This window comes from Paenibacillus sp. FSL L8-0638 (genome assembly GCF_038593075.1).
GTDB classification, from domain to species: Bacteria; Bacillota; Bacilli; order Paenibacillales; family Paenibacillaceae; genus Paenibacillus; species Paenibacillus polymyxa_D.
The window spans coordinates 5117266-5135000 of sequence record NZ_CP151960.1 but is presented as its reverse complement, the minus strand read 5'-3'; the positions used below and the strand labels follow the sequence as shown (position 1 = coordinate 5135000).

The 17735-nt window shown below is 46.7% G+C and carries 8 protein-coding genes, 11 tRNA genes, 2 rRNA genes and 1 pseudogene; 20 read left to right on the top strand and 2 right to left on the bottom strand.

What is annotated here, in order from left to right; genetic code table 11:
- The first annotated feature begins 35 nt into the window (after positions 1 to 35).
- The 20 genes from MKY35_RS22820 (at position 36) to glmS (ending at position 15664) form a co-directional block, all read left to right on the top strand.
- Positions 36 to 2962 (top strand): 23S ribosomal RNA (locus MKY35_RS22820).
- Between the two features lie 152 nt (positions 2963 to 3114).
- Positions 3115 to 3231 (top strand): 5S ribosomal RNA (rrf, locus tag MKY35_RS22815).
- Between the two features lie 19 nt (positions 3232 to 3250).
- A tRNA-Asn gene (locus tag MKY35_RS22810) sits at positions 3251 to 3326 on the top strand.
- 3 nt (positions 3327 to 3329) lie between these two features.
- Positions 3330 to 3402: transfer RNA gene (locus MKY35_RS22805), tRNA-Thr, on the top strand.
- A gap of 11 nt (positions 3403 to 3413) precedes the next feature.
- A tRNA-Glu gene (locus MKY35_RS22800) sits at positions 3414 to 3485 on the top strand.
- Between the two features lie 11 nt (positions 3486 to 3496).
- Positions 3497 to 3572, top strand: a tRNA-Val gene (locus MKY35_RS22795).
- Positions 3573 to 3627: 55 nt separating this feature from the next.
- Positions 3628 to 3702 (top strand) — tRNA-Gln (locus tag MKY35_RS22790).
- Between the two features lie 4 nt (positions 3703 to 3706).
- A tRNA-Lys gene (locus MKY35_RS22785) sits at positions 3707 to 3782 on the top strand.
- A gap of 11 nt (positions 3783 to 3793) precedes the next feature.
- Positions 3794 to 3874: transfer RNA gene (locus tag MKY35_RS22780), tRNA-Leu, on the top strand.
- Between the two features lie 10 nt (positions 3875 to 3884).
- Positions 3885 to 3959, top strand: a tRNA-Gly gene (locus tag MKY35_RS22775).
- 5 nt (positions 3960 to 3964) lie between these two features.
- Positions 3965 to 4041 (top strand) — tRNA-Arg (locus tag MKY35_RS22770).
- Between the two features lie 20 nt (positions 4042 to 4061).
- Positions 4062 to 4135: transfer RNA gene (locus MKY35_RS22765), tRNA-Pro, on the top strand.
- Positions 4136 to 4144: 9 nt separating this feature from the next.
- Positions 4145 to 4215, top strand: a tRNA-Gly gene (locus MKY35_RS22760).
- A gap of 737 nt (positions 4216 to 4952) precedes the next feature.
- Positions 4953 to 7745 (top strand): phosphoenolpyruvate carboxylase, encoded by a 2793-nt coding sequence (gene ppc / locus MKY35_RS22755; protein ID WP_342427232.1) that lies wholly within the window; start codon positions 4953 to 4955, stop codon positions 7743 to 7745.
- A gap of 191 nt (positions 7746 to 7936) precedes the next feature.
- Positions 7937 to 8503, top strand: a complete 567-nt coding sequence (sigW, locus tag MKY35_RS22750; protein ID WP_016818747.1) for an RNA polymerase sigma factor SigW — start codon at positions 7937 to 7939, stop codon at positions 8501 to 8503.
- Positions 8504 to 8653: 150 nt separating this feature from the next.
- The gene (locus MKY35_RS22745; RefSeq protein WP_069011562.1) at positions 8654 to 9277 is read left to right on the top strand and encodes a zf-HC2 domain-containing protein; all 624 of its coding nucleotides are present in this window, start codon (positions 8654 to 8656) and stop codon (positions 9275 to 9277) included.
- Positions 9278 to 9498: 221 nt separating this feature from the next.
- A complete protein-coding gene (gene cdaA / locus MKY35_RS22740; protein ID WP_013312127.1) occupies positions 9499 to 10332 on the top strand; it encodes a diadenylate cyclase CdaA in 834 nt (277 codons plus the stop codon).
- Positions 10329 to 11798 (top strand): CdaR family protein, encoded by a 1470-nt coding sequence (locus tag MKY35_RS22735; protein WP_342444894.1) that lies wholly within the window; start codon positions 10329 to 10331, stop codon positions 11796 to 11798. Before cdaA ends, MKY35_RS22735 begins: the two co-directional genes overlap by 4 nt.
- 60 nt (positions 11799 to 11858) lie before the next feature.
- Entirely contained in the window at positions 11859 to 13199 is a 1341-nt protein-coding gene (glmM, locus tag MKY35_RS22730) for a phosphoglucosamine mutase (protein ID WP_029516808.1), read from the top strand.
- A gap of 632 nt (positions 13200 to 13831) precedes the next feature.
- Positions 13832 to 15664 (top strand): glutamine--fructose-6-phosphate transaminase (isomerizing), encoded by a 1833-nt coding sequence (gene glmS, locus MKY35_RS22725; protein WP_342444893.1) that lies wholly within the window; start codon positions 13832 to 13834, stop codon positions 15662 to 15664.
- A gap of 283 nt (positions 15665 to 15947) precedes the next feature.
- On the opposite strand, the pseudogene MKY35_RS22720 reads toward glmS, so the two are convergent.
- Both MKY35_RS22720 and MKY35_RS22715 read right to left on the bottom strand, forming a co-directional pair.
- Positions 15948 to 16173, bottom strand: a pseudogene (locus MKY35_RS22720) (Tn3 family transposase); the annotation flags it as partial.
- Between the two features lie 433 nt (positions 16174 to 16606).
- Positions 16607 to 17734 carry an endonuclease/exonuclease/phosphatase family protein gene (locus MKY35_RS22715; RefSeq protein ID WP_039275284.1) on the bottom strand — a complete coding sequence of 376 codons (1128 nt, stop codon included), beginning with the start codon at positions 17732 to 17734 and terminating at the stop codon, positions 16607 to 16609.
- Position 17735: the final 1 nt, after the last annotated feature.

Sequence of the window (17735 nt, the reverse complement as noted above, 5' to 3'; positions counted from 1 at the left end):
ACATCGACATTTTCTTTCTTTGAAAGAAAAGTCTAGGTTAAGCTACAAAGAGCACACGGAGGATGCCTAGGCGCCAGGAGCCGACGAAGGACGTGGCGAACAACGATAAGGCCTCGGGGAGCTGTAAGCAAGCTTTGATCCGGGGATGTCCGAATGGGGAAACCCGGCTGTCTTCATCGACAGTCACTACTCACTGAATTCATAGGTGAGTGAGAGGCAGACCAGGGGAACTGAAACATCTAAGTACCCTGAGGAAGAGAAAACAATAGTGATTCCGTCAGTAGCGGCGAGCGAACGCGGATTAGCCCAAACCAAGGAGCTTGCTCCTTGGGGTTGTGGGACGTCTCACATGGAGTTACAAAGGAACCGGTTAGATGAAGAGGTCTGGAAAGGCCCGCCAGAGAAGGTAAAAGCCCTGTAGTTCAAAACTTGTTCTCTCCGAGACGGATCCCGAGTAGTGCGGGGCACGTGAAACCCCGTATGAATCCGGCAGGACCATCTGCCAAGGCTAAATACTCCCTGGCGACCGATAGTGAAGCAGTACCGTGAGGGAAAGGTGAAAAGCACCCCGGAAGGGGAGTGAAATAGATCCTGAAACCGTGTGCTTACAAGAAGTCAGAGCCCGATCTATGGGTGATGGCGTGCCTTTTGTAGAATGAACCGGCGAGTTACGTTCCCGTGCAAGGTTAAGGTGAAGAGCTGAAGCCGCAGCGAAAGCGAGTCTGAATAGGGCGAATGAGTACGTGGACGTAGACCCGAAACCGGGTGATCTACCCCTGTCCAGGGTGAAGGTGCGGTAACACGCACTGGAGGCCCGAACCCACGCATGTTGAAAAATGCGGGGATGAGGTGGGGGTAGCGGAGAAATTCCAATCGAACCCGGAGATAGCTGGTTCTCCCCGAAATAGCTTTAGGGCTAGCCTCGGAAAGAAGAATCGTGGAGGTAGAGCACTGATTGGGTGCGGGGCCCGCAAGGGTTACCAAGCTCAGTCAAACTCCGAATGCCATAGATTTAGTTCCGGGAGTCAGACAGTGAGTGCTAAGATCCATTGTCGAAAGGGAAACAGCCCAGACCATCAGCTAAGGTCCCCAAGTGTGTGTTAAGTGGGAAAGGATGTGGAGTTGCACAGACAACCAGGATGTTGGCTTAGAAGCAGCCACCATTGAAAGAGTGCGTAATAGCTCACTGGTCGAGTGACTCTGCGCCGAAAATGTAACGGGGCTAAACACACCACCGAAGCTATGGCTTGATGCAATGCATCAGGGGTAGGGGAGCGTTGAATGCGGGTTGAAGGTGTACCGTAAGGAGCGCTGGACTGCATTCAAGTGAGAATGCCGGTATGAGTAACGAAAAGATCTGTGAGAATCAGATCCGCCGAAAGCCTAAGGGTTCCTGAGGAAGGTTCGTCCGCTCAGGGTAAGTCGGGACCTAAGGCGAGGCCGATAGGCGTAGTCGAAGGACAACAGGTCGAAATTCCTGTACCACCGTAATCCGTTATGAGCGATGGGGTGACGCAGTAGGGTAGTGACGCGGACTGATGGATGTCCGTCTAAGCAGTGAGGCTGGTGTGTAGGCAAATCCGCACATCGTTAAGGCTGGGCTGTGATGGGGAGCGAAAATTGTAGTAGCGAAGGTCATGATCTCAGACTGCCAAGAAAAGCCTCTAGCCAGGAGAAGGTGCCCGTACCGCAAACCGACACAGGTAGGCGAGAAGAGAATTCTAAGGCGCGCGGAAGAACTCTCGTTAAGGAACTCGGCAAAATGACCCCGTAACTTCGGGAGAAGGGGTGCCTCGGTAGGGTGAATAGCCCGAGGGGGCCGCAGTGAAAAGGCCCAAGCGACTGTTTAGCAAAAACACAGGTCTGTGCGAAGCCGCAAGGCGAAGTATACGGGCTGACGCCTGCCCGGTGCTGGAAGGTTAAGGGGAGTGGTAAGCCTTCGGGCGAAGCTATGAACCGAAGCCCCAGTAAACGGCGGCCGTAACTATAACGGTCCTAAGGTAGCGAAATTCCTTGTCAGGTAAATTCTGACCCGCACGAATGGCGTAACGACTTGGGCGCTGTCTCAACGAGAGATCCGGTGAAATTTTAATACCTGTGAAGATGCAGGTTACCCGCGACAAGACGGAAAGACCCCATGGAGCTTTACTGCAGCTTGATATTGAATTTGGGTACGATCTGTACAGGATAGGTGGGAGCCGTAGAACTTTGAGCGCCAGCTTGAAGGGAGGCATCCTTGGGATACCACCCTGATCGTATCTAGGTTCTAACTTGGTACCGTGATCCGGTGCGAGGACAGTGTCAGGTGGGCAGTTTGACTGGGGCGGTCGCCTCCTAAAGAGTAACGGAGGCGCCCCAAGGTTCCCTCAGAATGGTTGGAAATCATTCGAAGAGTGCAAAGGCAGAAGGGAGCTTGACTGCGAGACCTACAAGTCGAGCAGGGACGAAAGTCGGGCTTAGTGATCCGGTGGTACCGCATGGAAGGGCCATCGCTCAACGGATAAAAGCTACCCTGGGGATAACAGGCTTATCTCCCCCAAGAGTCCACATCGACGGGGAGGTTTGGCACCTCGATGTCGGCTCATCGCATCCTGGGGCTGAAGTAGGTCCCAAGGGTTGGGCTGTTCGCCCATTAAAGCGGTACGCGAGCTGGGTTCAGAACGTCGTGAGACAGTTCGGTCCCTATCTGTCGTGGGCGTAGGAAATTTGAGAGGAGCTGTCCTTAGTACGAGAGGACCGGGATGGACGTACCGCTGGTGTACCAGTTGTTCCGCCAGGAGCACCGCTGGGTAGCTATGTACGGAAGGGATAAGCGCTGAAAGCATCTAAGCGTGAAGCCCCCCTCAAGATGAGATTTCCCAATTAGTAAGACCCCTTGAAGACGACGAGGTAGATAGGTTGGGGGTGGAAGTGCAGTAATGCATGGAGCTGACCAATACTAATCGGTCGAGGGCTTATCCTAAAGATAAAACGCAAATAAGTTTCGGATCCAGTTTTCAGGGTGTAACCTTGAACGTATGTACAAGTGACATACAACAAGCGCATGGCTATTCGTTCACACGATAAGTGATGAACCGAATAACCGTACGATAGAATTTGCATAGCAAATTCATGTTTGGTGGCGATAGCGGAGGGGTTCCACACGTACCCATCCCGAACACGACCGTTAAGCCCTCCAGCGCCGATGGTACTTGGACCGCAGGGTCCTGGGAGAGTAGGACGTCGCCAAGCAGAGCTTTATGATTATTATTCCCTGATAGCTCAGTTGGTAGAGCACTCGACTGTTAATCGAGTTGTCACAGGTTCGAGTCCTGTTCGGGGAGCCATTTGCTCTCATAGCTCAGCAGGTAGAGTGCATCCATGGTAAGGATGAGGTCACCGGTTCGAACCCGGTTGAGAGCTTGTTATAGGATGGCCCGTTGGTCAAGGGGTTAAGACACCTCCCTTTCACGGAGGTAACAGGGGTTCGAATCCCCTACGGGTCATAGGGTAGTATGGAGGCTTAGCTCAGCTGGGAGAGCATCTGCCTTACAAGCAGAGGGTCGGGGGTTCGATCCCCTCAGCCTCCACCATTTTTCATCCTCTTACCTGGATGAAATCTTGGGGAATTGTGAATCATATGCATATTGGGGATTAGCCAAGCGGTAAGGCAACGGACTTTGACTCCGTCATGCATAGGTTCAAATCCTATATCCCCAGCCATTAAGAGCCATTAGCTCAGTTGGTAGAGCACCTGACTTTTAATCAGGGTGTCGAAGGTTCGAGTCCTTCATGGCTCACCATTGTATTACATGCGCGTGTGGCGGAATTGGCAGACGCACTAGACTTAGGATCTAGCGTCTTTGACGTGGGGGTTCAAGTCCCTCCACGCGCATCTTGTTTTTGCGGACGTGGCTCAGCGGTAGAGCATCGCCTTGCCAAGGCGAGGGTCGCGGGTTCGATTCCCGTCGTCCGCTCCATATTTGCGCCCTTAGCTCAGCTGGATAGAGCGTTTGACTACGAATCAAAAGGCCGGGAGTTCGAATCTCTCAGGGCGCGCCATATTTAAAAAAGTATAATATCGGGATGTAGCTCAGCTTGGTAGAGCACCTGGTTTGGGACCAGGGGGTCGCATGTTCAAATCGTGTCATCCCGATACTAATTTGCGGGTGTAGTTCAATGGTAGAACTTCAGCCTTCCAAGCTGATAGCGTGGGTTCGATTCCCATCACCCGCTTACCGATTACCTAGAAGCCGAAAGGCTTCTTTTTATTTTGTCCACATTACATTTACTTCTATGTATATAGGCCAATGCAAATATGTCTCCTGTCATGCACAGTTGGGGATGACTTGTGTATATTGTACATAGGCTCTTGTTACTTTTGACACCTAGATCTCGAATTTCCTCCTCTAACGACCTCATTCTTCTGCAGTAAGGCTAATTTCGTGATCAAATCCTTTGAATGTAGGAATCCTATAGCTATTATGGTACGAATTCATGGTGATAACTCAACAGTTGCTCTTGGGTTGTGCACATTTCCCTTTATTTATGTGGGTAAAAAGTGAAGTGTTTAAGAGGAAATACCTTAGGAACACTGAGAAAATGGCTGATTTGTGTATATCCTTGTGGATAGAAGGCTAATGGAGTTGACTTTGTCAACAAATAATAAACATATACACATCATGTTGCATGAATTTGTACCTTTAAAAACACACTCTTTATAAGAGACTGTGCATAATGTTTCACGCATCACTAGTGTATATATCAATTCTTTTTATTAATTTCATCTTTTTTCATAACAATCCAATATTTTCTCAAAAGAAGTATTTCAAAAACATGATTTTTTACTGTAAATTTTGCAGCTTTTCATGCGGTTTTATTGTATGATGTTAAGAAAGTGTCAAATTTCGTGTGTATACGTACCTTTTCTACAACTGTATATGGTGTGGAACAGATCAGATGGGGGGAAAAGCATGACTGAGCTTACGTTAACCGCTAACAAAAACCAATCCAACAATCTGCTGCGGCGGGACGTTCGTTTTCTAGGGAATATTCTTGGTGAGGTATTGGTTCATCAGGGTGGCAACGAACTTTTGGATATCGTGGAGAAAATACGTGAGACAAGTAAATCGTTACGTGCCGGGTATCAGCCGGAGTTGTATGAGAATTTCAAACAAATGGTCAGCGGACTGGATACGGATATTCGTCACCAGGTTATTCGCGCGTTTGCGATTTATTTTCAGTTGGTGAATATCGCTGAGCAAAACCATCGTATTCGTCGTAAGCGGGATTATGAGCATTCGGCTGGTGAAGATGTTCAACCTGGTTCCATTGAAAGTTCCGTTCAGGAGCTTAAACAAGGGGGCTTCTCCGCTGAGGACGTTAGTAACTTGCTGAATGAGCTCTCTTTGGAGCTGGTCATGACCGCACATCCTACAGAAGCGACACGACGAGTAATACTTGATATCCATAAGCGCATTTCCGAGGACGTCATGCTGCTGGATAATCCGATGCTTACCTTGCGTGAGCGGGAACAGGTACGGGAGAATCTGCTAAACGAAGTAATTACGCTGTGGCAGACAGATGAGCTGCGTGATCGCAAGCCAACTGTATTAGATGAAGTAAGAAATGGAATGTATTATTTTCACGAGACCTTGTTTCATGTACTGCCAGATGTATACCAAGAATTGGAACGATGTTTAGACAAATATTATCCCGAACAAAAATGGCACATACCCACTTATCTGAGATTTGGCTCCTGGATCGGTGGAGACCGGGACGGCAATCCGTCTGTGACATCTCATGTGACTTGGGAAACGTTACGTATGCAGCGCAAGTTGGCTTTGAGAGAATATCAGCACACGTTAAAGGAACTCATGGGTTACTTGAGTTTCAGCACCAGCATTGTGCGAGTTTCCGATGATCTGCTGGCTTCTATTGAAGAAGACCGTACTCACATTACACTTAAAAAGATGGAAGTATGGCATAACGAAAAAGAGCCTTATCGCATTAAACTGGCATATATGATTGCTAAAGTGAACAACATCCTGGATGAAAGCAAACAGGGCACCAATGAGCGTTATAATTCTGCGGAAGAGCTCATTGCAGACCTAAATGTTATTGACCACAGTCTGCGTCATCATTTTGCCGATTATGTGGCAAATACGTATATTCAAAAGATGATTCGCCAGGTAGAGTTGTTTGGATTCCATACAGCTACGCTGGATGTGCGTCAGCATAGTCAGGAACATGAAAATGCGATGACTGAAATTCTTTCTAAAATGAATATTGTGTCGGATTACAGTAAGCTGTCAGAAGAAGAAAAAATTAATCTGCTGGAAAAGCTGCTGAATGAACCTCGTCCGATTACTTCACCTTATTTAAAATATAGCGATAGCACACAGGAATGTCTTGACGTATATCGCACGATTTATTTAGCTCAGGAGGAATTCGGCAAGCAGTCCATTACAAGCTACTTGATCAGTATGACTCAGGGAGCCAGTGACTTACTGGAGGTTATGGTCTTATCCAAAGAGGTAGGCCTGTTCCGCATCGAGAAGGATGGCACTGTTATCTGTACGCTGCAATCTGTCCCTTTGTTCGAAACGATAGATGATCTGCACGCTGCACCTGATATTATGAGAAGATTGATGAACTTGCCTGTATATCGACAATCTGTGGCTGCGATGGACCAGCTTCAGGAGATTATGCTGGGATACTCGGACAGCAATAAAGATGGCGGTGTGGTTACAGCGAACTGGGAACTTCGGGTCGCTATGAACAGCATTACGGAAGTAGTTAATGAGTTTGGCGTAAAAGTGAAGTTTTTCCACGGTCGTGGAGGTGCGCTGGGTCGTGGAGGAATGCCACTTAATCGCAGTATTTTGGCTCAACCTCCTCATACGATTGGAGGCGGAATCAAGATTACGGAGCAAGGTGAAGTACTATCATCCCGATACTCGCTCAGAGGTATCGCGTACCGGAGCTTGGAGCAGGCAACATCGGCGCTGATTACGGCTGTAGCATATCATCGTTCCGGCAAGAAGGAAGTGTTTGAGGAGAGCTGGGAGGAGATTATCGCCCGCATTTCCCAAGTATCACTGGATAAGTATCAAGATTTGATTTTCCGAGATCCAGATTTCTTCAACTTCTTCAAAGAATCTACACCGTTGCCTGAGGTGGGCGAGCTCAACATTGGATCTCGTCCGTCCAAGCGTAAGAACAGCGAACGTTTTGAGGACTTGCGCGCCATTCCATGGGTTTTTGCATGGACACAAAGCCGTTACTTGTTACCTGCATGGTATGCGGCTGGAACAGGTTTGCAAAGCTTCTATCAAAACAATGAGGATAACCTTAAAGTGCTGCAAACGATGTTTAGGGACTCTGCTTTCTTCCGGTCACTTATTGATACACTGCAAATGGCAATCGCTAAAGCCGATTTACTGATTGCAGAAGAGTACGCTGGGATGTCAGATAACGAAGAGGCCCGGCAGCGTATTTTCGGGCAGATTTCAGCGGAGTTTAAGCTGACATCTGAGTTGATTTTGAAAATAACCGGACAATCCGAGATTTTGGACGACGTGCCGGTTATTCAGGAATCTATCCGCTTGCGTAATCCTTATGTCGATCCGTTAAGTTACTTGCAGGTTCAATTGCTAAGTGAGCTACGGGAGTTGCGGGATCAGAACGGTGATGATACGGAGATGCTACGTGAGGTATTGTTGACGATTAACGGAATTGCCGCAGGCTTGAGAAATACGGGCTGATATAGTGCGGTTGTACGAATACAGGCAATCGGGTACTCATGGGGTGCCCGATTGTGCTGTTTGTATATTGATGGCAGGCGTGCTTGCAGTTAGTAACAATACTACAGTTGATTTCCGGATAAAATTAAACTACGATGAATAATCATAAACATATAATAAGTAACCCATCAGCAAGTCTGGGGGAGTATAGAGTGGATAATATGGAAAGCCGCTTGGTAAGGCTGGTACAGAAAGGCGATCAGCGAGCTTTTGCGGAGTTAGTCGAGTTATATAAAGATCGGATTTTTCATCTTTCCTACCGGATGCTAGGTAATCGCCATGAGGCGGAGGATCTGGTGCAGGAAACTTTTTTGCGTGTGTATCGTAATTTGGAAAAATACGATCATGGACAGAAATTCTCAACTTGGATTTATCGAATTGCTACAAATCTGTGCATTGATCGTCTGCGAAGGAGAAAACCTACATACTCACTTGATGCTGAAATGAATGATCAGGAAGGTGTCGATGGGTACGCCATGCTCGCCAGTGAAGAGCTTACCCCTGAGGGGAGCACGCTTCTGTCTGAAACACAGGCCTTGATTCATGACGCCATCGACAGCCTTCCGGATAAATACAGAACGATTATGGTTTTACGGTACTTGCAGGAGCTTTCCTTACAGGAAATCAGCGATGTGCTCAATCTCCCAGTCACCACTATTAAGACAAGAGTACACAGGGGACGGGATTTTCTGCGCAAAAAACTGGAGCACAAGCTATAGATCATGCGCATAGATTCTAGGAAAAGAGTCTGCGTAGATGTTTTTATGAAACATAATGCTCGTTGTAACGTATGTAAGATGAGCAAAGTTTCTAAGCCGGAGCATGTTATGTTGAGAAACACGGAAGAATATTAGAAAGGATTGGCTCATATGGATTGCAAACAAGCCGTCTCTTTTATGCATGACTATCTAGATGGCGACCTGTCTGAGCAGGACAAACATGAGTTGGAACAGCACTTGTTAGACTGCCCGGAATGCCGCATGCGTTTTAAAGAGCTGGAGCGGACGGATGCGATGCTTTACGGTACACGCTATCATCAAGTGCCGTGTGTATCGGATGAGCTGACATTTCGCATTATGAATGCTTTGCCGCCGCATAAAAGACAGACTGCGGTGCCTATGCTGACCTGGGTGAAAAGGCATCCCGCTGTAACAGCCGCCGCCTTCTTCCTTATTGTTATATGCTCAAGCATGGCCAGCTTTTCTGGCACGGACCATCAATTGGTAGTCAAAGGAAGTCATCTGGATCAAGTTGTTATTCAGGGAGATACTGTGATTGTGCCTGAGGGGAAATCCATTGCCGGAGATTTAACAGTGCAAAATGGTGAAGCCCGTGTATACGGTGAAGTGGAAGGAAATGTCACTGTAATTGATGGTTCTTATTATCAAGCGTCCACCGCCCATATTGCAGGACAGGTTAAAAGTATTGATCAAACCTTGGATTGGATTTGGTACAAGGTTACTGATTTATTCGGGGGACCTTCTTCTCCATAAAAGAAGCTTGAAATGGCAAGGACGATATCGAGCGCCTCTTTCCGCTGGAAAAGGCGTTTTTTTGTATATGAAGCTGGCGAATTGTACTGTATTTTACTGATTTTGGCGGTTCTTTTGTCACACAGCTTGCAACGTGAGCCTGATCGTTATAACCTAGATAGAGAGAGCACACTGTGTACATATTACACCCACTCACTACAGAAAATTGCGGGGGCATGCGCATGTTGGATTATTTTGCGGACCTGACTTGGAAAGAGTCCATTAAAGATATTATCGACATTTTGATCGTAACCTATATTATGTATCAGCTTATTTTACTTGTTCGCGGAACGCGTGCAGTTCAATTGTTGAAAGGGATTCTGTTTCTGGTTGTCATTTGGGCGGTTAGCACCTGGTTTGATTTGTATACGCTCAAGTGGTTGATGAATCAGATGTTCACCTTTGGTGTGGTGGCTATCTTTATTATTTTTCAGCCTGAGTTGCGTCGTGCACTGGAGCAATTGGGGCGTGGCAAATTATTTGGGCGTTCGTCTGCGGATGATGAAGAGATTAACAAGTTAATCGGAGAAATGATTAAGGCGCTGAATTATTTATCACGTAGGAAAATAGGAGCTTTGGTCGTATTTGAGCGCGAGACAGGGCTAAACGAATATACGGAGTCTGGTATCAAGACACAGGCCGTAGTCAGTTCTGAACTGCTAATTAACATCTTCATTCCTAATACACCTCTGCATGATGGTGCGGTGATTATTCAAAATAAACAGATTGCTTCTGCGGCCTGTTATTTACCATTATCGGAAAATCCGTTCATTAGCAAGGAGCTGGGAACCCGTCACCGGGCTGCGATTGGGGTGAGTGAGGTAACGGATGCCGTAACTGTCGTGGTATCGGAGGAAACAGGACAAATTTCTTTGGCCATTAATGGACAGGTCGTGCGCGACATTAAGGAAGAATCCCTAATCTCCAAGCTGTATGAGGAGTTGCGGCCAACACCGTCTTTGAAGGAAAAACGCGGCTCATTCTGGAATCGGAGGGGAGGCCGTGGAAATTCATGATGGACAAATGGATTAACAATAATACGATTTCCAAGATATTGGCGCTTGCGGTTGCTGTCCTGCTGTGGGGAATGGTCCATCTAGATACAGGTACACCTTCATCTACGTTGACCGTTTCTTATAATAATAAAGTGATTGATAATGTAGCCATTCAGGCCAGTGGTCTGGATGATTCAAAATATGTATTGTCAACCATGGATACTGATCATGTTAAGATGGAGGTCAGAGGACAGCGCTCTGTGCTGACTTCTTTTTTCGCGGATAATTATCAGGCAAAGCTCAACTTAAACGGCTTAGGAGCAGGTACTAAAACATTGTCACTTGAACCGGACTTGCCGGATGGAGTGGAGTTGGTATCTATGACTCCTAACCGTGTTACAGTGACGATTGAGGAAAAACAAACGAAATCATTTAATGTATCTATAGTTCCTAAAGGAAATCCAGAGGGGGGACTGCAGCTTGGTAAGCCTGTAATTGCTCCTCAAACCGTGAAGGTTACCTTGCCCAAAAGCCAGTTGAGTACCGTCACTGCCGTTCAGGGGGCTGTTAATACGGATGGCATCTCAGAAAAGTTTGAACAGAAGCGTGTAAAACTGAAGGCTTATAATAAAAAGGGACAGGAACTTACGGGAGCGGTCATTGAGCCATCCACTGTGTCCGTTGAAATTCCGGTAACTCAGCAGGCGAAGTCTGTGCCTGTTAAGATTGTCTATTCCGGAGAGTTGCCAGACGGACTGGTGCTTTCTAAAGTGAATGCAAACGTGAAGGAAGCGGCGGTATATGCATCGCAGGATGTATTGAGCAGTCTTAGCTCTTACGTCACGGCTACATTGGATTTAAGCCAATTTACGGAAGCGGGGACTCGTACAGTTCAAGCTAATTTGGCAGCCCCCTCAGGTTCTGATAAAATCGAGCCAGGGTCCATACAAATTCAGGTGACTGTTGTTCCTTCCAATGAAGTCACAGATACGGAACGGACGCTGCCAGGCATCCCAATCGTTTTACAAGGTGCAGGAGATGGAGCGACTGCGACTGTTACAGCGCCCGCAGGCAAGACGATGGATGTTACTGTGAAGGGCCCGCAGGATCTGGTAAACAATTTAACCAATGATGATATTAGTTTGGTGGCAGATGTAAGTGGCCTCGCGGCTGGTCAACACGAGGTAACTCTGAAAGTAGGCTTGCCTAAATATATTACGCAAGCCGGGAATGTCAGCCAACTAAAGGCAACGATCAACATTGAGAGCCCTTCTACGCCTGCTGTAACGAATCCGAATAGTGAGAATGAATCAAACCCCTCTGGTAGTGGTGAAAAGGGGCAGGAGAGGCCACAGGAGGGGCAAGGCAATCAAAGTGGAAACTCTGACGCTAAGACCGGGGACAACGCAGCTGCGGAGGATAAAACAAATCCTCATAACGGCGCAGATTCTTCTGCGAATGGAACCCCGGAGAACAGTCAGCCATAACATGTTTTATCTGTAGTAAATAATCATGATTTATTAGACAAAAAAAGGGAGTCATTTTACATGGGGAAATATTTTGGTACAGATGGTGTACGAGGCGTTGCTAATCAGGAACTTACAGCCGAACTGGCATATAGCATTGGCCGCTGCGGCGGATATGTTTTAGCAGGTAATGTAGAGAAACCGACAGTTGTTATTGGTATGGATACACGGATATCCGGTCTGATGCTGGAATCGGCTCTTGTAGCCGGTTTGCTGTCCATTGGAGCTAATGTGGTTCGCCTAGGTATTGTTTCGACGCCTGGGGTGGCATATCTCACACGTCAATTGAAAGCTGACGCTGGTGTAATGATCTCAGCATCACACAATCCAGTTGAAGATAACGGCATTAAGTTTTTTGGCGGTGACGGTTTTAAATTGACAGACGAAACGGAATTGAAAATTGAAGAGCTCATGGATGCAAAAGAAGACCAACTGCCTCGTCCGATTGGCGGCGGATTGGGAACGGTTGTTGTAGACGAGCATTCCCGTTACGATTATCTGGAGTTCTTGAAAACAACAATTAGCCATTCTTTTGAAGGAATAAAAATTGTACTGGATTGTGCAAACGGAGCAGCTTATGAGCTGGCGCCGAAGCTTTTTGCAGAATTGGGAGCTGAGGTGCACACCATCGGTGCCGAGCCTAACGGTTTGAACATCAATGATCATTGCGGCTCGACTCATCCTGAAAAGCTGAAAGAGGAAGTGCGCCGCTTGAAAGCGGATATTGGTCTGGCCTTTGACGGCGATGCCGACCGTCTGATCGCAATTGATGAGAACGGGGAAGAGGTAGACGGCGACTATATTCTCTGCATTTGCGGAGATGCAATGAACCGCGCTGGAAAACTCAAGGACAGCACTATTGTATCGACAGTGATGAGTAATATCGGTTTTTATAAAGCTACTGAAAAGCTGGCACTCAAGACTGCAAAAACTGCGGTTGGGGACCGTTATGTGATGGAAGAAATGCGTCGGGGTGGATTTAATCTGGGCGGTGAGCAGTCTGGTCACGTTATTTTCCTGGATCACAATACGACAGGCGATGGCATGCTGACCGGGATTCAACTGGTAGATACCTTGAAAGCTTCCGGCAAGAAAATGAGTGAGCTAAAATCGCTCATGAAACAGTATCCGCAAGTGCTCGTAAATGTGCGTGTGCAGGACAAACGCAATTACGAGGGGAATCCTGCTATTGCAGAAGCAATTGAGCAGGTGGAACAACAATTGGGCGATAATGGGCGTGTACTGGTTCGTGCTTCAGGCACAGAATCGCTCATTCGTGTGATGGCCGAAGGCCCGGATAAAGATGAGCTGGAGCAATTTGTCGGTCAGATCGTAGATGTCGTGAAGAAAGAATTAGTTTAAAATTTTGTAAACGTCGGTTGCCTGTGAAAAAGAAGCAGGCAACGGCGTTTGCGGTTATTTACTAGCGATTTATTGCCTTCATGGTGTAATTATGAATAAAGTGTCATTGCCAAATGATACTTAGCTGAATATAATATAGGGATGCTGTGACTCAGATAGAGAAAGCGAGGGTTGTAGGGTAACGTAATACAAGCGCCAGAGCTTGATTTTGTGCGGGGGAACTTGGTGGAGAAGCAACGGATTCAGTTGAAATAAAGTTGCTTGCAGATCGGTTCACGACAAAACAAGCTGACGAGGTGAAGGTGTTCGAAACATTCGGCGGGGACCTTCCGGTGAAGCATCAAGCCGTAAACCGGCAGCGGAAAATGAACAGGCAACTGTTTACACAACGCACCGGTAGATGCCTTTATTATTTTATAACCTAAATTATAAGATTCATTTCATGAATGTGCGGCCATCATCATTGGCGTGCGCGGTTTGGGAATTTCGTTACATTCGTGAAGAGATGCCTGTAAATTCTATAGTTATCATTGACAACTTCATAGATGAATGAACTTTATTCCACAATCTACCGCACACGTTAGTCCTGTGATGAGTCGTCTTGTGAAATGATGATCGGGAGGATAACGAATATGTGTGGCATTGTAGGATATATTGGTAATCAGAATACGCAAGAGGTATTGATTGACGGATTGAAGAAGCTGGAGTATCGCGGTTATGACTCTGCGGGTATTGCCGTGTTTACTGATTCAGGATTGCAAGTAGCCAAGGCTAAAGGTCGTCTGGCGAATCTGGAAGCTAAACTGGATGGTACGCCGTTGGTAGGCCATGCAGGCATCGGACATACACGTTGGGCAACGCACGGTAAGCCTTCTGATGAAAACTCCCATCCACATTTGGATGAGAGCCAAAAGTTCTCTGTAGTTCACAACGGAATTATTGAGAACTATCTGGAGCTGAAGGAGCAGCTGATCAGCGAAGGTCATACCTTTATTTCCGAAACGGACACCGAAGTTATTTCCCATCTGGTTGCGCGTGAATATAAAGGGGATATCGTTAAAGCAGTACAAAAAGCAATTACCTTTATGCGTGGTGCTTTTGCACTGGGTGTGCTGACAGAGCATGAGCCTAATAAACTGGTTGCTGTTCGTCAAGCTAGTCCGCTGGTTATTGGTGTGGGAGAAGGCGAGAACTTTATCGGTTCCGACATTCCGGCTATTCTGAAATATACACGCAATGTATTTATTTTAAACGATGGCGAAATGGCTGTTTTGACCAGTGATGCTGTCGATTTAATGACAATCGAAGGTCAATTTATTTCTCGGGAAATGATTCATGTCGAATGGGATGCTGTGACAGCGGAAAAAGGCGGCTATGAGCATTTCATGCTGAAAGAAATTCACGAGCAGCCTAAGGCTTATCGTGACACAATGTTGGGCCGTATCGATAAAGATACTAAAAAAGTTGTTCTTCCTGAGCTGAAGCTGACAGAAGAACAAATTAAAAATATCCGCAACATTCAAATTGTTGCGTGTGGTACAGCTTACAATGCAGGTTTGATTGGCCGTACCGTTATTGAAAGTCTGGCTCGTATACCGGTAGAGAATGATGTGGCTTCCGAATATCGTTATCGTTCACCTATCGTAACACCAGAGACATTGGTGATCGTGGTGAGCCAATCCGGTGAAACTGCTGACACGTTGGCAGCACTGCGTGAAGCACAAGCAAACGGCGCTCATGTACTGGCGATTACAAACGTAGTCGGTAGCTCCATCGCTCGTGATGCAGATGATGTGTTGGTTACACTGGCAGGACCGGAAATTGCCGTAGCCTCGACTAAAGCCTATTCTTCGCAGTTGATTGCGTTCTATCTGTTTGGTTTGTATCTCGCTCAAGTGCGTGGCACACAAACGGATGAGCAAGTAGCCCATGTGCTGGCTGCTATGGAATCTCTGCCAGAGCAAGTGGAAGAGATGCTGGGTAAAGCAGATGCGATCAAATCCTATGCTGAGCAAATTGCAAGCCACAAGCACCTGTTCTTTATTGGTCGCGGTCAGGACTATGCTGTAGTACAGGAAGGCTCTCTGAAGCTCAAGGAAATCTCCTACATTCATTCCGAGGCATATGCTGCGGGTGAGCTGAAGCATGGTACACTGGCATTGATCGAAGAGGGAATTCCAGTTATCGCTTTGGTAACACAGGAATCCGTGTTGGAGAAAACCGTGAGCAACATTAAGGAAGTCAAGGCTCGTGGTGCAGATGTTCTTGCGATTACGTACGAAGAGCACGCAGTTGAGTTGTTGAAGTCCGTGGATCAGGTATTTGCCATTCCGAAGACACTTCCAATTCTGTCTGCTGCAATTTCGGTTGTTTCTCTCCAACTGTTGGCTTACTACGCTTCTCTTGCGCTGGGTCATGATGTTGATAAACCACGTAACCTGGCGAAAAGCGTTACCGTAGAATAAGCTTTAGTAAAATTCTAAATTAATGTTGTGTGTACAGACAATAAAGTCATGTACTAGACATTAAAGTTGTGTACTATTATTAATGACAGATAACAAGAATATTTCTTCTTAGTAAGTATTTAACAAAAGCCCGATGAGCACGTATCATCGGGCTTTTTATTAAATTCAGAGGGTGACTGCTTAGGTTTCAATCAGAGCGAATATGAATTGCATAACAAGTCAAAAGCTTTTGAATCCTTTCCTGTTAGCGAAATCTGCGCAAATTCATTAGACCAAAGACTTAATCGGTGAACCGGCTGTATCCGTATAATGCACCTCGATGGCCAAGTCCGTTTCATGGTGGAGCAAACCGTCGATGACGTGTACGGCATCCCGAGTGTTCGTATTGATGATTTTCATGTAGAAAATGGAAAATTGGTCGCCAACCGATAAATCCTAGCTCCTTTTCCCGTCCCGTAATGGGGATTGGCATCACCGTGAAGCTTCGAAGTTCTAATCTGGACGGTAATTCTATAAATAACATTATCTTACATATGTGTACAGACAATAAATTCATGTACTAGACATTAAAGTTGTGTACTAATTATTAATGACGGATAACAAGAATATCTCTTCTTAATAAGTATTTAATAAAAAGCCCGATGAGACGGGGGGACTGACCCCAAAACGTGAGACAAATCAAAACACCTTCAAGAGAATGAAACCATGTCGCAAGATATGGAGATAACCTTTGAGGTGTTTTTGAGTTGGCAACACGAGTTAGCTATCAGTAGAAAGGTACCGGAAAATCACGGCGCTCCTTCGAAAAGAACAACGCGTGAATCATAAACGAGTCAATGCAGTGTGAGGGGCTCCAGTGCCGCGTGAGAATGGAAAACGACAGGTCACGGGAAACCCATACAACCGGCCGAAAATTTGCTGGTGCGCCAATTTCACGCTAATCTAAATGTCCAGATCTACGTAGATTGCGGCATGGTCAGATGCAGCCTGCGCCGCGTTCGTAATTTCAGGAAGATGAGGAAACAGAGTTCCGTCCTTCCCGCCCCAAACGCCCTCACGGTAAATGCCTCCGCCCCGGGCGAGCCGGAATAGCGCAGGCGACATCAGGATATAGTCAATTTTGTCCTTGGCGTCACCGTCACCCCAAGTGCCAGGTCTGCCGGCAAAATCAAAACCTTCGATCTCACTGGCGTCTTTAAGATCGGAACCGTCCTGTAGAAGTGGGGCAAGAGGGTCACTATCCGGAGTATCGTTAAGATCCCCCATCACGGCAATCAGATCTATATTTGAAGCACGCAGATGCTCATAAATTTCGCGGACCCGCTTCGCCTGCTTCTTTCTAAGTGCTTTATCGTCATTTGCTTTGCTCTTGAAATGGTTAGCCAAAATGACCAGGCTTCGATTTTCCGGCAGCGGAATGTGGTATTCTGCGCAATCACGGTTAAACACTAGCTTACCATCCACCCTATCATCAACATGGCTTCGCATAAAATCCACTGCATACGGTGCCCGTGTAAAAAGTCCGACATCGATACCGCGGCTGTCATTCCCATCGATCAAGAGCGCATGATCATAAAGCCAGTTGGCAATGGGATAAAGTATTTGTTCGTTAAACATTACAAGTGAGGGCCTATTCTCAGCCTCTACCACCACCATGATTTGGGCGTCAATGTTTCGGATTACCCTCGCAGTGTTCTGCGTAGCGTGCTCGTTTATCGCTTCCGTCGTTAACTCAAACCATCCAATCCAATCATCGCGGCCGTTCGCCACGACCTTTAAGGCACCATACTTTCTGGAAACAAGTTTTCCCCGATTCCTGCGCAGGATAACAAAATCTGACTCATCTCTTTCTTTGAGTCCAAGTGCCTCCATTAAGCGCGCAATCTCAACTTTATCGGATGGACTGTAGATCTGCTGAGCTACAAGCGCATTAAGTTTTGCAACCTCTTCCAATACTTTTTGGCCGGAGAAGAGCCTATGATCCGGATCAGCTCCAATTCCCCATTCGGTCTGATTTAGTATCTTGGCCCGTTCAAAGAGATTTTCGACATTGTAAGAAGCTAGCCTCAAC

Bases quoted from the DNA above. Each gene is read 5' to 3' on its own strand.
- ppc (WP_342427232.1), top strand. From the start codon at position 4,953: ATGACTGAGCTTACGTTAACCGCTAACAAAAACCAATCCAACAATCTG.
- MKY35_RS22745 (WP_069011562.1), top strand. From the start codon at position 8,654: ATGGATTGCAAACAAGCCGTCTCTTTTATGCATGACTATCTAGATGGC.
- cdaA (WP_013312127.1), top strand. From the start codon at position 9,499: ATGTTGGATTATTTTGCGGACCTGACTTGGAAAGAGTCCATTAAAGAT.
- MKY35_RS22735 (WP_342444894.1), top strand. From the start codon at position 10,329: ATGATGGACAAATGGATTAACAATAATACGATTTCCAAGATATTGGCG.
- glmM (WP_029516808.1), top strand. From the start codon at position 11,859: ATGGGGAAATATTTTGGTACAGATGGTGTACGAGGCGTTGCTAATCAG.
- glmS (WP_342444893.1), top strand. From the start codon at position 13,832: ATGTGTGGCATTGTAGGATATATTGGTAATCAGAATACGCAAGAGGTA.